This window comes from Streptomyces sp. WMMB 322 (genome assembly GCF_900090145.1).
Lineage (GTDB): Bacteria > Actinomycetota > Actinomycetes > Streptomycetales > Streptomycetaceae > Streptomyces.
This window is the reverse complement of record NZ_FMHI01000017.1, coordinates 65,435-80,464: the sequence shown is the minus strand read 5'-3', so window position 1 is coordinate 80,464 and position 15,030 is coordinate 65,435. Positions and strand designations below refer to the sequence as shown.

Below are 15,030 nucleotides of genomic sequence, written 5' to 3'. Positions count from 1 at the left end.
CCGGCCTGCGGCCGGCACGAACTCACCGCCTTCGACGTTGCGAATCATTTGATTCCGTCTGTGTGCCGGAGCGCTCTTTCGGCGGGTGAACCTCGGCGCCGGTCGTCTGTCGATACCCGCGGCGCCGACGGGGCCGGGTGCAGGCCAGGCCCTTGAGCCCTGAACCGTCGCGCGCCGCGGGGCGCGGAATGAGGGGACAGAGAATGTCCTCTCGTTCCGCATGCGGCCGGGACCAGCCAGCCGCACAACCCTCTGCGCCGTAGGAGGTCGTAACTGTCACACCGGTCTTGTGGATGCGTGTGGATTCTTCGTGACGGACGCGTTCCGGCAGGCTTTCCAAACTGGCGTAACGAGTTCACTGCACGCTGCGCAGAGGATCGTGAGCCGGACGCCGGGCTCACATGAACAATCACGGAGATGCGGCCTGAAGTCCGCGGCGCGGCACAGAGATTCGCCCTGCCTGATTCCTCGTCAATTGCTTTCTGTGTGTCTGCAGACGGGAACCCGCAATGACGGCAACAGCTACGAGCCCGCTCGGCCGAGCCGTCGCAGCACGGAAGTCGACGCCGAGCCGGCATCGAGTGCGCACAACCGGTGAATATGGAGCAAACGAATCTCCACCCCGTATCCACCCCAAAAGGTTGTCGGCCCGCCTTCGGAGCAGCTGCCATGCGGTGCATCACGTGCAACACCTGGGGGTTCCTGCTGTCCCTGGTCATCGGCGTCCTGGCAGGCGTCCGGCAGGCCCGGCGCCCGTCCCGCTTCGGTGTGCTGCAGGGGATCGTCGCGCAGTACCATCGCGCAGCATCCAACAACGAGGAAGGGCGAACTCACGTGGTGGACATGAAAGCGGCCGCGCGCAAGGTCTTCGATTCATACGACCTCGACGGCGACGGGAAGATAACTGCCAAGGAGTACCAGCAGGTCGTCGCCGAGCTGCGTGGTGAGCACCTCACCGACGAGCAGGCGCAGCAATTCATCGACGTACTCGACACGGACGGCGACGGCTCGATGTCGTTCGAGGAGTTCTGGGCCCCGATGCAGGGCGGCGCGGACTGACCACCACGGGCGCGGTCACCCCGCGCGCGGCGCCGGGGCGGTGGCGGAGGCGGGCCCACAGCAACTTTGCCGGCGTTGCCGGGACTTCTTGACCCGGTCGACGAGGGATGCCAGGCGGTGCGGGCGCACGGTCCGAACCGCGTTTTGGCTGTGTGTGGACCTTTCATGTTCACCGTTCCGGTCGGAGGCGGTGCGCGTCAGAGGGCGGACGAGAGCCAGTCGGTGAGGATTCGGTTGGTCTCCTGGGGGCGTTCCTGCTGGATGAAGTGGCCGCAGCCGTCGAGGATGTGCGAGGCACGGAGGCCGGGCAAGGTGGTGGGGTGGGCCGCGATGGCGTCGGCCAGCCAGGTGGTGGAGGCGTCCAGGCCGCCGCTCACGAACAGCGAGGGCTGGGTGATGGGGGCGCCGGCGAACCGTGCGAGGTCCTCCCAGTCCCGGTCCATGTTCCGGTAGCGGTTGAGGGCTCCGGTCAGGCCGGTGCGCTCGAACTCCCCGGCGTAGAAGTCAAGTTCGTGTTCGCTGAGCCAGGCCGGAAGCCGACCGGCAGGGAAGCGGTCGCGCAGCGTGCCGCCCCGGCTGACGAAGTGCGGGTCCTGGGCGTCGGGGGCGGGCATGGTGTCGGCGGACAGGGCCGCGTAGAAGCCCGCGAGCCATCCGCGCACGTCGGGTTCGATCTCCGCTTCGGCACGGCCCGGTTGCTGGAAGTAGGAGACGTAGAACTCATCCGTGCCGCCCATCTGCGCGAAGACGTCGCTGGGCCTGGGGCCGCCGGGTGGCGTGTAGGGCACGCTCAGCAGCCCGACCGCACGGAATACTTCGGGCCGGACGAGGGCGGAGTTCGCGGCGATGGTCGCTCCCCAGTCGTGGCCGACGACGACCGCGGACTGCTCGCCCAGGGCCTCCACCACAGCGACGTTGTCCTCGATGAGGTCGAGCGTCCGGTAGGCGTCCACAGCCTCGGGCTTGGAGGAGCGTCCGTAGCCGCGGACGTCGATGGCCGCCGCCCGGTAGCCGGCGGCGGCCAGTACGGGCAGCTGGTGGCGCCAGGCATACCAGGACTCGGGAAACCCGTGCAGGAGCAGGACGAGCGGCCCACTGCCCTGCTCCACCAGGTGTGTTCGGCCGGCCGGCGAGGACACCAGGCGGTGGGCGCGGTCAGAGGCGGGTGTCCGGGGCATGGATCGTCACTCCTGGTCGCGGTGCGGAAGAGCCCGGTACGCACCAGCAGTCCGGACTCGGCTGACGTCTCTGCCACCAAGGGCGGCACCGGCATCATCCGGGGACCATCGGGATGTACGCGAATCCCTTTGCCGCTTCGGCAACACGCGGCGGATCGTCGCCGCGTCGCCGCGTCGCCGCGTGGGCCTCGTCGGCCGCGGTCGACGCGTCGCCGTGGCCGGGGGAGGCGGGCAGGCCGTCGGCCAACGGCCATCGGCTCCCGGGCCTCACCACGTTGGCGGGACCACCGAGCGCGCGCTCCCGCACTGCCCGGCGGGTGCGCGCCGGGGATGCGGCTTGCAGGGGGCTCGGTGGCGGCCGGCTGCCAGGTCGATGCGGGTGGGTCGGTGGATGAGCTCCTGGACGCGGCTGTCGGGCGTCCGGTTCCCGGCCACGCGCGAACAACCGGGCTGGTGACGCGGGTATGCCGGTCCTCAACGGGCGGACTCCACCGCGGCCTTGATGCGCCTGCCGAAGTCGTCCGCCTCCTTGCGGGCCGCCTTCAGCGCGGCGCCGACGATCAGCTTGCCGGGCCCGTGTCCCGTCAGGGTGTTGAACAACCGCACACGCGTCCTGCGGTCGTCGACCGGCTCCAGGTCGTAACCGCCCTCGCCCGTGACCAGGTTCTTCGACGTCTCCGTCCAGCGGATGCTGCGGGGCGGGTCGAATTCGGTGATCCGGAACTCTCTGCGGGTCTTGATCCCGGCGTCCTTGACGGTGCTCCGGTAGACGGTGCCGACGCCCGCCGGACCGTCAGTTGTCTTCGCGATCTCCAGGACCCGGGGGGAGAACTTCGGATCGTTCTCACCGTCCGCGAGGAAGGCGAAGACCTCCTCGACCGGCCGGTCGATCTCCGTGATCACATCGAACTGTCCTGCCATCGGATCCTCCACTCGTCGAGTCCTGGAAAGGGGCGAGGGGTCGGCCGGTTCATTGACCGGTTCATCAGCCGCGCCGGGGTTCCGCGTCTCCGGCCGGCACCCTGCCCGGGCAGGCTAGCCGCGGGGTGTGACAACGCCCGTGCCTCGGGGCGGACTTGTGCTCATGCCCGTCTTCGGTCCTCGGCCTGCCGCCGACACCCCTGGTCGGGGGCCCGGGGCCGTACATGGAGGACAGAGGAGTTGCCCCGTTCCGGTGCCCGTGGAGCGCCCGCCCGATGGGTACTTGCCGGGTCCGGCACATGCCGCCGTCCACCCGGCGAGCCCCGGCAAGCAGGGCGTTACGGGCGTCGGCGCGCCGTGCCGGGACGACGCCCGGTTCGTCGTGGCGGCGAAGTGCCGTGTTCCCTGACCCCGGCCTTCGCCCTAGCATCGCCGGAGTCCCAACTCGGTGGCGGAGGGCGGAAGATGAGCATCAAGCGTGTCGGCACCGGAGGGCACACCGTGCTCGTTCTGCACGGCTGGTTCGGCTCGTCGCGGTCGTGGCAGGCCCTGCTGCCGCACCTGGACCGGGACGCGTTCAGCTATGTGTTCCTGGACTGCCGCGGTTACGGCGACCGCCGCGGCGAGACGGGCCGGTACTCCATCGCCGAGGCGGCGGGCGACGTGCTGGCCGCGGCCGACGACCTCGGCGCCGACCGGTTCTCGCTGCTCGGGCACTCGATGGGCGGATCGGTCATGCAGCGGGTCTACGCCGATGCGCCGGACCGGGTGAGGGCTCTCGTCGGGGTGTCTCCGGTGCCAGCGAGCGGTGTGCCGTTCGACGAGCAGGGCTGGCAGTTGTTCGACGGCGCCGCGGACAGCCCCGGCAACCGCCGCGCGATCATCGACTTCACCACCGGGAACCGGCTCACCGGCACCTGGCTGAACGCCGTGGTGCGGCGTTCGCTGGAGAACTCGGACCGTGACGCGTTCGCCGCCTACCTGGCCGCGTGGGCGCGTACCGATTTCCACACCGAGGTCGAGGGCAGCGATGTGCCGATCAAGGTGATCGTCGGGCGGCACGATCCCGCGCTGGGCGCCGAGACCGTGCAGGCCACCTTCGGAGCCTGGTATCCGAACCTCGAGCTCGAAGTCTTCCCGGACGCCGGGCACTACGCGATGGACGAGTCTCCGGTGGCCCTCGCCACCTGCGTCGAACGCTTCCTCGCGAGGCACTGATGACCGCACCCGAGGCGAGACCCGATGCGGGATCCGATGCGAGACCCGACGTGGGACCCGACGGAAGACCCGACGTGTTCGACCCGGGCGTGTTCGCACGCGGCATCCCGCACGAGAGTTTCCGCCGCCTCCGCGACGAGGCGCCCGTCTGCCGGCAGGACGAGCACGAGGTCGACGACTGGCCGGCAGGCCCCGGTTACTGGGCCGTCACCCGCTACCGGGACGTCCGTGCCGTGCTGCGCGACCCCGCCGTGTACTCGTCCTGGCTCGGTGCCACCCAGATCCGCGACCCCGCCCCCGACGACCTCGACTTCATCCGGCGGATGATCCTCAACATGGACCCGCCCGAGCACAGCCGGATCCGGCGCCTGGCCGCCGCCCTCTTCACCCGGCGACGGCTGGAGCAGTTCACGGGGCAGATCACGGCACGCGCCACCGCACTGCTGGACGCGGTCGCCGAGCGCGGGAGCTTCGACCTGCCCGCCGAGGTCACCGACGACTTCCCGCTCGCCAACCTCGCCGAGCTGCTCGGCGTCCCCGCCTGCGACCGCGGCCTGCTGCTGAAGTGGACCAACCGGGTCATCGGCTACCAGGACCCCGAACACGCCGACGTCGTACGCGACGCCGACGGACGACCCGTCAACCCCCGCTCGCCCGCGATGCTGCGCGACATGTTCGACTACGCGCACGAACTCGCCCGGCACAAGCGCAGCCACCCCGCGGACGACCTGATGACCGCGCTGGCCACCGCCACCGTGGAGGACGGCCGTCCGCTCACCGGGGAAGAACTGGCGATGTTCTTCTTCCTCGTGGTGATCGCCGGCAACGACACCGTGCGCAGCGCCCTGCCCGGCGGCGTCCTGGCCCTCCTGGAACATCCCGACGCCTACCGGCGGCTGCGCGCCGACCCCGGTCTCGTGCCGTCGGCCGTCGAGGAGATGCTGCGCTGGCACCCGCCGGTGCTCAGCTTCCGCCGCACAGCCGCCCGGGACACCGAACTTGCCGGGCAGCGGATCGCGCGAGGGGACAAGGTCGTCGTCTACCACGCCTCCGCGCACTTCGACGAGCGTGCCTTTCCCGACCCGTACCGGTTCGACATCACGCGCACGCCCAACGATCACCTGGCCTTCGGTCAGGGGCCTCACATGTGCCTCGGCGCGCACTTCGGCCGCATGCAGATGCGGATCTTCTTCACGCAGCTGCTCGCCCGCGTGCCGGACCTGGAACTCGACGGGCCGCCGGTCCGTCTGCGTTCCAACTTCATCAACGGCATCACGCACCTGCCGGTGCGTCGGCCCCCCACCCCGACCCCGATCCCGGCTCAGGCACCGGACCACCGCTGACCGGGGGAGCGCGAGCACGGCGGCAAGTGAGGAGGAGCAGCAGCGTGGCAGTGATGTTGTTCGGGTCCCTGGACACCAAGGACCGGGAGTACGCATTCGTCCGCGACCTCGTCGTCGAGCGGGGGCTCGAAGTGGTCCTCGTCGACACGGGGGTGCTGGGGCCCCCGGGCCCCGCGGCAGACGTGACGGCAGCCGCGGTCGCCGAGGCGGCGGGGACGGACCTCGAGACGCTGAGGGCCGGGCGCGACCGGGGGCACGCGCTGGCGGCGATGGCCGACGGCGCCAGGGCCGTTGCGGAGGAGCTGCATGCTCGCGGCCGGCTGAGCGGTGTGCTCGCCCTCGGAGGCAGCGGCGGCTCCTCGGTCGCCGCGACCGTCATGCAGGCGTTGCCCGTGGGTCTGCCGAAGCTGCTCGTCTCGACGATGGCCGCCGGAGACGTCTCCGCCTACGTCGGGACGTCCGACGTCACGCTGATGTACAGCGTCGTCGACATCGCCGGCGTCAACTCGGTCTCCCGGCAGGTCCTCGCCAACGCGGCGGCAGCGATCGCCGGGATGGCATCCGCATACGACGCCCGGCGAAGTGCGGGGACCGCGCCGCAGGACAAGCCGCTCGTCGCGGCGACGATGTTCGGCGTCACCACACCCGCCGTGGACACGGCGCGGCGACGGCTCGAAGAACTGGGCTACGAGGTCCTGGTGTTCCACGCGACCGGCTCGGGTGGCCGCACGATGGAGGCCCTCGCGGCCGACGGCCACCTCGCGGGAGTGCTCGACCTGACCACCACCGAGATCGCCGACGAGGCCGTCGGCGGCGTGCTGTCCGCCGGCCCGGACCGGCTCACCGCGGCAGCCACGGCCGGCGTGCCGCAGGTGGTCAGTCTCGGTGCGCTCGACATGGTGAACTTCGGTCCGCGGAGCACCGTCCCGGAACAGTTCGAGAACCGCACGCTGCTGGTCCACAACGAGGCGGTGACGCTGATGCGGACGAGCACGGCCGAGTCCGCCGGGATCGGCGGTGTGCTGGGTGCGAAGCTCGCCGCGTCGGCCGGACCGGCCGCGTTGTTCGTACCGCGCGGCGGATTCTCCGCACTCGACGCCCCGGGCGGGCCGTTCCGGGATGCGCAGGCGGACGCCGCGTGCGTCGGCGCCGCGCTCGATGCCCTCGACGGCAGCGCCGTCGAGGTCGTCGACACCGAACTGCACGTCAACGACGCGGAGTTCGCGCAATCGGCCGCCGATCACCTGCACCGGCTCATCCAGAGGGAGCGCCATGGATCGTGATCAGGCACTCGCCGCCTTCCGCAGCCGTCTCGACGAAGGACAGCTGATCATCGGTGCCGGTGCGGGCACGGGGCTGTCCGCCAAGGCGGCCGAGGCAGGTGGCGCCGACCTGCTCATCGTCTACAACTCCGGGCGGTTCCGGATGGCCGGACGCGGCTCGCTGGCCGGGCTGATGCCGTACGGCGACGCCAACGCGATCGTGCTGGACATGGCGGGCGAGGTGCTGCCCGTCGTGGAATCCACACCCGTCCTCGCAGGCGTCTGCGGCACCGATCCGTTCCGCCGGATGCCGTGGTTCCTCGACCAGCTGCGCGCCATCGGGTTCGCCGGCGTGCAGAACTTCCCGACGGTGGGTCTCATCGACGGTCTCTTCCGGACCAATCTGGAAGAGACCGGCATGGGCTTCCACCTCGAGATCGAGATGATCAGGCTCGCCGCCGAGCGCGAACTCCTCACCGCGCCCTACGTGTTCGACGCGGAGCAGGCCGCAGCCATGGCGCAGGCGGGCGCCGACGTCATCGTTCCGCACCTCGGCCTGACGACGAAGGGCAGCATCGGCGCCAGGACGGCGATCACCCTCGACCAGGCCGTCGAACGCATCCAGGAGATGCGCGACGCCGCCGTCGCCGTGGCACCCCGCGTCCACGTGCTGTGCCATGGCGGGCCGCTCGCGGAGCCGGACGACGTGCGCTACGTCCTGGACCGGACGCAGGGCATCTCGGGCTTCTTCGGCGCCTCATCGGTGGAACGGCTGCCCACGGAACGCGCCGTCGCCGGCCGGCTGAGTGCGTTCAAGCAGCTTCCCGGCCCCGGCCGGTGACGTGCGCAACCAACCCTTACGAGAGGAGAGTTCCCCATGCGCCGAGAGCCGAGCACGATCCCGACGATGGTCTTCGACTGGGGCTCGATCAAGTGGCACGTGACGCCGGATGCGGTTCAGGGCGCGTCATCGACTCTGGGAGAGGTCGTCATCAACCCCAACAAGGGCCATGACAGGCACGAACACCCGGACGCCGACGAGATCCTCTACGTCATCGAGGGCGAGGGGAGGCAGACGGTCGGCGACGACCCCGAGTTCACGGTGCGTACGGGCGACGCCGTGTGGATCCCGAAGGGGACGCTGCACTCCACGTTCAACACCGGCTGGCGCCCGTTGCGGCTGGTGGCGACGTACACGCCCGGTGGCGCCGAGAACGCCCTGCGCGGGCTGCCCGGCTTCGTCGAGCTGGCACCGGGGGAGGCGCCCACGTGGGCGGTGGCGTCCCGTGAGTGAGCACAAGTGCCGCCGCGGCGGCCACGTGGCACCCGTGGCCGGGCGGTGGTCGCCGTCCGGCGGCGGACGTGCCGGGGCGACCGGTGATACCCCGGCAGCGGGCGCCACGCGCACGACGGTGCTCTGGGTCACCGCGGCGCCCCCGGCCGGCGTGACCGCCGAACTCAGCTCCCGCTTCCGGAACCTGCCTGGTCGACGGACATCTCGCCGAGCTCCGACCAGCCGTCCTGGTCGATGTTCGCGTTGATGATCAGGGGAGTCGCGGCGAGATGCGGAGGCAGTTCGCGCCGCGCGGCCCTGAAGTGCTCGGAACCGACGTGTGCGGCGCCGGCTTCGTCGTCACGGAAGGCCTCGACCAGGACGTACTCCGTCGGGTCGTCGATGCTGCGGGACCAGTCGAACCACATGCAGCCCGGCTCCGCGCGGGTCGCCTCGGTGAAGTCGCGTGCGATGTCGGGCCAGCGGTCCGCGTGCTCGGGCAGTACCCGGAACTTCGCAGTGATGAAGATCATGCTGCTCTCTCTCCCCGGCCCGCAGGTGCCTGTGGGGCGCTCCATGGGGCCGGTGCCGGCAGTCGGTGAACTGAAAGCGGTTCCTCAGTCGGTCAACCGTACGGCCAACATACATAGTTGATGTGCGGCGGCGGACGTGGCGGGCCGGGAGTCGCCGCGTTCCGAGACCGACGTACGAGGGACCGAGGGACCGACCTCGTACGACCCACCAGCACCGAGGAGAAACCAAGTGACCTCCGACGGCAGTCCCGACCGCCGGGAGCGGTATGCGATGGCGCTGTACGCGACGCTCGGTTTCTCCGCCGAGCGTCACCCCTGGGCGACTCTTGCCCCTGCCCGCCGTGAGGTCTGGTACCGGCGGGCCGACGCGGCCATCGCCCTGGCGGACGAGGAGATCGCGGAGGCCGTGCGCGCTACGGAGTGAACCTCCCCCGGGGTCCGAGGCCCGCAGCGCCGGCCCGAGGCCCGGGGTCCGGGGCCCGGGGCGTGCCGGGCTGCGGTTCCGCAGCCCGGCCTGGACGCTTTCCGCGCGGGAAGCCGCAGCCGGCCACGGTGCGGAGGTGGTCCGCGAGCGTGCACGGGCCGCCAACTCACCCCGCCGCCGCGCAGGTTGGGGAGCGGCGCCCCGACGGGCCGGACGATGCACCCGGGAGGGCTTTGTCGGATCGGTATGAAGCCCCGGGCGCGGCCTCACGCGCACCGTTAACGTCCGTTGTCGTTCGCGCGTTTCGAAGACCGTGTGGAGAGGGAGACAGATGCGTTCCACCGAGCCGTCGGGGCGGGCAGCCGGGACTGCGCTGGTCATTCTCGGTCTGGTCGTGACGCTGCTCTCGCTGCTGGTGCCCGTCCACTTCTTCGACGGCAACCGCTCGGCCGCGCTTGCCAGATCCGGCTGGCACGACGACGGCAAGGGGACCTGGCGGACCCAGTACGGGCCGCTCACCTCGCTCGACCGCGACTTCATGCGCAACGTGCGGGCCGCGGGTCTGTGGGAACTGCCTGCCGGCCGCGCCGCACGGGAGCGCAGCGCGGAGCGGTCGGTACGTCTCGTGGGGGACCATGTCGTCGACGGGGACGCCGAGTTGGACAAGCGGGTCATCCAGGTGGCCCGCACGCTGCGCGTGACGCTGCCGAACCGGTCGGCGGCGGCCCAGCAGAAGTACCTGGAGGACATCGAGAAGGCCAGGGGCAAGGAGTTCGACCGCGTCCTCGTCAACCGCATGCGCAAGCAGGACGGCACGACCTTGAACCTGCTGAGCCTGGTACGCGACCAGACCCGCAACTCGATGGTGCGCTCCCTGGCGACCAGGACCAACACCATCGTCCTCGACCACATCGCCGTGGAGGAGGAGACCGGGCTGGTGGATTACGACGCCCTGGCGCAGGTGAAATGAACGGTGGCACCGGTGCGCCGCCCGGCCCCGGCCCACGGCCCCGGCCCGTCGACGCGGTCGCCGGAGATCTGCTCACCATGTCTTCCCCGGAGCGCCCGTGGACGGACGGGAGCCCCCGGCCACGCCTCGGGCTAGCGTGAGGGTGTGACGCTGTTCATCTCCCCGGAGGGACCGGGCCTCCTCGAGCTGGCCCGGCAGGCGATGTCCTCCACGCAGCGCGGCTACGACCTGCTCGCGCCGAAGTTCCGCAGCACGCCGTTCCGGACCCCGGACGAGGTGCTGGACGCCACCGCTCGCGCGCTGCGTCCGCTCGGCCCGTTCGAGGCGGGGCTCGACCTCTGCTGCGGCACCGGGCTGGGCGTGGACCGGGTGCTGCGGCGGGTGTGCACCGGTCCCGTCACCGGTGTCGACTTCAGCGAGGGCATGCTCGACGAGGCCCGCCGGACGGTGCCCGGTGCGGAGTGGGTGCGCGCCGACGCACGCGCGCTGCCGGCCCGCGACGCCTTCGGCCTGGTGGTCAGTTTCGGGGCGTTCGGCCACTTCTACCCGCATGAGCGGCCCGCGCTGTTCGCGCAGGTCCACGCCGCGCTGCGCCCCGGCGGCCTGTTCGCCTTCCCCGTCGCGGCGCCGCCGCGTGTGGGGTCGGGCCAGTACTGGGCGCTGTGGGGATTCGACACCGCGATGCGGGTGCGCAACGCGCTCTGGCGCCCCCGATTCGTCATGTACTACCGGAGGTTCCGCCTCCCCGAAGTGCGTCGCGATCTGACGGACGCCGGCTTCACGGTCACGACCCTCGCCCTGGAGACTCTCGGCCGCCTGCCGGACGGCAGCCCTCGCTGCCGCCTGGTCCTTGCCCGGCGCCCGGACCGGGGTCGGTCCTCGGATTCCTAGGCCCTGTCTGACAAATCCCGTCTGGGCTGCGATGCCTGGCACGCACGTTCGCTGCGTTGTCGATCGTCGGCGCAGCCCGCTGCGCTCTCCTCCTCCGCCTTGCGACCGCACGCACCAGACACCGCAACCCACGTCCTGACGGACGTACGACGCTATTTGTCAGACAGGGCCTAGGAGCCTCAGCCGTACTTTTGCGCCCGCCGGGGGGCATGGATGATCACTCGTCGGCAATAAGCCCGTCACGCCGTTCGTACGCCCGGGCGTGCGGAACGCGAGGCCACCCTGGTTCGGAACCGTGAGCCAGGGTGGCCGCCCTCGTTGCGAGCGCCGTACACGTCGCGTGCGCAGCCCGTCGGCCGGCCGGCGCCTCTGCGGGCTGCCGGTGATCAGGTGCCGGCCGGGAGCCGGCCCTTGGTGATGAACCACTCGCGGGTCACGGGCGGAAAGTTGATCTGCTTCGACGGACGGTTGCCGATGATCACGAACGGCAGTTGCACGTAGAGGGAGCTCTCCAGGGTCAGGCCCCCGTGCAGCTGCCACTCGCCGCTTCCCTGAACGGTGGTCCCGGGGAGCTGTTCCGAGTACTGGGCGGTCGCCCGCAGGTACGGGCCGAAGAACGCGGTCACGCCCACCGTGTCGTACAGGCCGACGTTCGCTTCGGGGCCGAGCATCGTGCGCAGTTCACCCTGCCCGGAGACTTCCGCCCTGCCGCCCGGAAGCGTCGTGCCGTCGGCGTCCGCGTCCGACTCCCAGCCCGTCGCCTTGGAGTACTCCGTGCCGACCTGCACCGTTCCGCTCACGTCCTTCTGGACGTCCACCTGTATCCGGCCGTTCGCCTGCGCCTTCAGCACCAGCGTCAGCTTCACGGAGACGACGACCGGCACAGGGCCGACCATGATCACGGGATGTGCGGTGACCTCGGCGAGGGGGATGCGGCGTGCGGAACCGGATTCGGCGACGGTGCCCTTGACGTGCCAGCCGGCCTTTGTACGCTCCTGCGACTTTGAGGGAGGCGGTCGCGTCGCGGGGGTCGGCCGAGCCGTGCCCGTCGTAGGAGAAGTCCACCTTCGGCGCGATGTCGAGGTAGCCGTCCACTTCGGTCGGTTGTTCCTGCCCCGCCTCGTCGCCGCCGGGCAGTCCGGTGCCGAAGTCGAGGTGCAGGTTCTTGCCGTTTGCCTCGCGTCCGGCTCCCGCCGCGCCCCGGGCCACGTCGAGTTCCTCGACCAGCGGGTCGACCTTCCACTCGGAGGGGGAGACCGGGATCTTCCCGTCGGCCTTCGCACCGCCGAAGACCTCCGTGAGGGCGGCCCGGGAGGTGGTGATCCCGGCCTTCCCGCCGTCCTCGGACGTCACGTCCTCGACCTTGACCAGCGCGCCCTCGGGAGCCGCCTCGGTGGGCGGGCTGGCGATCACATCGCCTTTGCGGACGTCGATGCCGTCGTCCCCTCCGGCCCGGTCACTCCGGCCGAGAACGGCCCGGCCGGCTTCGGCGTCGTAGGAGGTGAGCTTGACGTCGGTGTCCTTCAGGGTGTTGGGCCCGATTCTGTCCGAGGGGCGGCTGATCCTCGCGGATTCGGAGCGGCCCCGCTTGACGGAGAGTTCGGCGCCGCGTCTTCGGCCGTCGTCCGCGGAGGGGCCGTCCGGCCCGGCGGCTTCGCTTGCCGGTTTCGTCGTGGTGCCGAACGCGTGGGGCATCGCGGTGCCCGCGATCAGCAGGCCGGATATGCAGGCCACGGTGATCATGGCGCGGCTGGTAACACGCTTCACGTGGAACCTCTTCGCTCGCGCGGGCACGGAGCCCGTGGGGGGATTGGAGCGGAGAACCTACTACTGGGTCGGCCCGGGCCGGGGTTTCTTGTGCAACACGGCCAATGGGCCGTCGTATGTGCTCTGTGCGTGCCGTGCGCACGACGGCTCAGGGCCGCCGCCGCGGGGCACGACGGCTCAGGGCCACCGCCGTGCGTGTCGGCGCAGAGGTACACGGGTTCGACGCGAGTGTTCCGTGCGCATGCGGTGCGCGCAGGGCGGACAGGCCCGTGGAGGGTCTCTTCCGCCGGCGGCCCGGAGCCCCGCGTTCAGCGCGCCTGTTCATGTCCGCAGAACCGGCGGCGAGGGCGGGGCATATGACATTTCACTGTCTCTCCGCCGAATGGTTTCAATCTTATTTCGAAGGGTTCTTGAAGTAATTCGCCGTCCGGGATGTTCGGCCATGGGTGAAGTGCGGTCCATTGCCCGCCACTCGGCCGGAAACCGTACGGGCCGGTGTTTCGATACGGCACTTCCACGGGTGATCGAGGGTGTTAACTGTGCGGCCAGGAAGGCCCGTTGAGCTCGTCTTCCGACACCAGGGGACGAGTGGGCACGACTTGAAGACAGCGAACAATTCAGACGGAGTATGCAATGGCAGTTGAAGGTGGAAGCAGCGCGCTTTCATCGGGCACAGGCACGGGCGCCGTCACCGTAAGAACCGCAGTACCGGCGCGCCTGGACAGGCTGCCCTGGTCGCGCTGGCACTGGATGATCGTGATCGGCCTCGGGACGGTCTGGATCCTCGACGGGATGGAGGTCACCCTCGTCGGCAACATCGCGGGGCGGCTGTCCGAGTCCGGAAGCGGACTCGACATCACCTCGGCGCAGGTCACGGGACTGGGGGCCGCCCTGTACGTGGCGGGGGCGTGTCTCGGCGCGCTGTACTTCGGGTGGCTGACCGACCGTTTCGGACGCAAGAAGCTCTTCCTGATCACGCTCGCCGTCTATCTGGCGGCGACGGCCCTGACGGCGCTGTCGTTCGACAGCTGGTGGTTCTTCCTGTGCCGTTTCATCACGGGATTCGGTATCGGGGGCGAGTACGCGGCCATCAACTCCGCGATCGACGAGCTCATTCCCTCGTACTACCGCGGCCGCGTCGACCTCGCGATCAACGGCAGCTTCTGGCTCGGAGCCGCGGCCGGTGCGATGCTCTCGATCCCCATGCTCGACACGAGCATCTTCGCGAAGGACGTCGGCTGGCGCCTGACCTTCGCGTTCGGCGTCGTCCTCGGCCTGGTCATCCTGCTGGTGCGCAGAAACGTACCGGAGAGTCCACGGTGGTTGTTCATCCACGGCCGCGGCGACGAGGCCGAAGCCATCGTGCAGGACGCCGAGGCGCGCTGCATCGCCCAGTACGGCGAGGGCAGCCTGCCCGAGCCCGCCGGGGAGATGGTCATCAACCAGCGCGAGGCCGTCGGCTTCGGACTGATCGCGCGGACGGTCTTCTCCAAGTACCGTTCCCGCGCATTTCTGGGGCTTTCCCTCTTCGTCGGCCAGGCGTTTCTGTACAACGCCGTGACTTTCGGATTCGGCGCCATTCTGGCGGCCTTCTACGATGTGCCGCCCGGTTCCACGGGTTACTACTTCGTGGCCATCGCGATCGGCAATCTCCTCGGCCCGATTCTTCTCGGTCCGCTCTTCGACACGGTGGGGCGCCGAATAATGATCTCCGGCACCTATATCGGTTCCGGAGTGCTGCTGTTCGGCACCGCGGCCCTCTTCTCCGGTGGTCACCTGTCGGCGACGACACTGACCGTCTGCTGGAGCGTCGTGCTGTTCTTCGCGTCCGCGGGCGCCAGTTCGGCCTACCTCACGGTCAGTGAGATCTTCCCCATGGAGACCCGGGCGATGGCCATCGCGTTCTTCTACGCGCTCGGCACGGCGGTCGGAGGCATCACCGGTCCGCTGATCTTCGCCGAGCTCACGGAGAACGGCGTCCTCGGCGACACGACCCTCGCCTTCCAGATCGGCGCGGGACTGATGTGCCTCGCCGGTGTGGTCGCGGCGTTCCTGGCGGTACCGGCGGAGCGGCGTTCCCTCGAGGACATCGCCGCGCCGCTCTCCGCGCGGGAGCCCTCGGCGTCCTGATCCGGCCGGGCGCCGGAGACGACGAAGACCCCCGCTGCCGGAGCCGTGCGGGGCTTCCGGT

15 protein-coding genes are annotated in these 15,030 nt (G+C 70.3%); 10 read left to right on the top strand and 5 right to left on the bottom strand.

Annotated elements, in window-relative coordinates; genetic code table 11:
- Positions 1 to 834: 834 nt before the first annotated feature.
- Positions 835 to 1,059, top strand: coding sequence for an EF-hand domain-containing protein (locus H180DRAFT_RS23015; RefSeq protein WP_079100345.1), 225 nt, complete (start codon positions 835 to 837; stop codon positions 1,057 to 1,059).
- A gap of 197 nt (positions 1,060 to 1,256) precedes the next feature.
- Here the strand turns inward: H180DRAFT_RS23015 and H180DRAFT_RS23010 are convergent, their stop codons facing one another.
- Together H180DRAFT_RS23010 and H180DRAFT_RS23005 are read right to left on the bottom strand one after the other, a co-directional pair.
- Entirely contained in the window at positions 1,257 to 2,237 is a 981-nt protein-coding gene (locus H180DRAFT_RS23010) for an alpha/beta fold hydrolase (protein WP_055488036.1), read from the bottom strand.
- Positions 2,238 to 2,711: 474 nt separating this feature from the next.
- Entirely contained in the window at positions 2,712 to 3,158 is a 447-nt protein-coding gene (locus tag H180DRAFT_RS23005) for an SRPBCC family protein (protein WP_055488095.1), read from the bottom strand.
- Positions 3,159 to 3,623: 465 nt separating this feature from the next.
- Between H180DRAFT_RS23005 and H180DRAFT_RS23000 the strand changes: the two genes are divergently transcribed.
- From H180DRAFT_RS23000 to H180DRAFT_RS22980, 5 genes are all read left to right on the top strand, one after another.
- Positions 3,624 to 4,376 (top strand): alpha/beta fold hydrolase, encoded by a 753-nt coding sequence (locus H180DRAFT_RS23000; RefSeq protein WP_055488035.1) that lies wholly within the window; start codon positions 3,624 to 3,626, stop codon positions 4,374 to 4,376.
- Positions 4,377 to 4,450: 74 nt separating this feature from the next.
- On the top strand, positions 4,451 to 5,719 hold the full coding sequence (locus H180DRAFT_RS22995) for a cytochrome P450 (protein WP_368073141.1): 1,269 nt from the start codon (positions 4,451 to 4,453) through the stop codon (positions 5,717 to 5,719).
- 53 nt (positions 5,720 to 5,772) lie between these two features.
- On the top strand, positions 5,773 to 7,002 hold the full coding sequence (locus tag H180DRAFT_RS22990) for a Tm-1-like ATP-binding domain-containing protein (protein WP_055488033.1): 1,230 nt from the start codon (positions 5,773 to 5,775) through the stop codon (positions 7,000 to 7,002).
- The gene (locus H180DRAFT_RS22985; RefSeq protein ID WP_055488032.1) at positions 6,992 to 7,822 is read left to right on the top strand and encodes a phosphoenolpyruvate hydrolase family protein; all 831 of its coding nucleotides are present in this window, start codon (positions 6,992 to 6,994) and stop codon (positions 7,820 to 7,822) included. Before H180DRAFT_RS22990 ends, H180DRAFT_RS22985 begins: the two co-directional genes overlap by 11 nt.
- Positions 7,823 to 7,858: 36 nt before the next feature.
- Positions 7,859 to 8,275: a cupin domain-containing protein gene (locus H180DRAFT_RS22980; protein ID WP_055488031.1), complete on the top strand. Its 417-nt coding sequence runs from the start codon at positions 7,859 to 7,861 to the stop codon at positions 8,273 to 8,275.
- A 164-nt stretch (positions 8,276 to 8,439) separates the two neighbouring features.
- Here H180DRAFT_RS22980 and H180DRAFT_RS22975 read toward each other — a convergent pair whose 3' ends face one another.
- Positions 8,440 to 8,787, bottom strand: a complete 348-nt coding sequence (locus H180DRAFT_RS22975) for a putative quinol monooxygenase (RefSeq protein ID WP_055488030.1) — start codon at positions 8,785 to 8,787, stop codon at positions 8,440 to 8,442.
- 229 nt (positions 8,788 to 9,016) lie between these two features.
- Between H180DRAFT_RS22975 and H180DRAFT_RS22970 the strand changes: the two genes are divergently transcribed.
- From H180DRAFT_RS22970 to H180DRAFT_RS22960, 3 genes are all read left to right on the top strand, one after another.
- Positions 9,017 to 9,211 (top strand): hypothetical protein, encoded by a 195-nt coding sequence (locus H180DRAFT_RS22970; RefSeq protein WP_055488029.1) that lies wholly within the window; start codon positions 9,017 to 9,019, stop codon positions 9,209 to 9,211.
- A gap of 331 nt (positions 9,212 to 9,542) precedes the next feature.
- Positions 9,543 to 10,181 (top strand): DUF4142 domain-containing protein, encoded by a 639-nt coding sequence (locus H180DRAFT_RS22965; protein ID WP_055488028.1) that lies wholly within the window; start codon positions 9,543 to 9,545, stop codon positions 10,179 to 10,181.
- Positions 10,182 to 10,382: 201 nt separating this feature from the next.
- Entirely contained in the window at positions 10,383 to 11,072 is a 690-nt protein-coding gene (locus H180DRAFT_RS22960) for a class I SAM-dependent methyltransferase (RefSeq protein WP_055488094.1), read from the top strand.
- A gap of 386 nt (positions 11,073 to 11,458) precedes the next feature.
- Here H180DRAFT_RS22960 and H180DRAFT_RS22955 read toward each other — a convergent pair whose 3' ends face one another.
- The gene (locus H180DRAFT_RS22955) at positions 11,459 to 11,743 is read right to left on the bottom strand and encodes a hypothetical protein (protein ID WP_139151431.1); all 285 of its coding nucleotides are present in this window, start codon (positions 11,741 to 11,743) and stop codon (positions 11,459 to 11,461) included.
- A 10-nt stretch (positions 11,744 to 11,753) separates the two neighbouring features.
- A complete protein-coding gene (locus tag H180DRAFT_RS22950; RefSeq protein ID WP_139151430.1) occupies positions 11,754 to 12,839 on the bottom strand; it encodes a hypothetical protein in 1,086 nt (361 codons plus the stop codon).
- Between the two features lie 633 nt (positions 12,840 to 13,472).
- Here H180DRAFT_RS22950 and H180DRAFT_RS22945 point away from each other — a divergent pair.
- Complete coding sequence (locus tag H180DRAFT_RS22945) at positions 13,473 to 14,969, top strand: MFS transporter (protein ID WP_055488025.1); 1,497 nt, start codon at positions 13,473 to 13,475, stop codon at positions 14,967 to 14,969.
- The last annotated feature ends 61 nt before the right edge of the window (positions 14,970 to 15,030 follow it).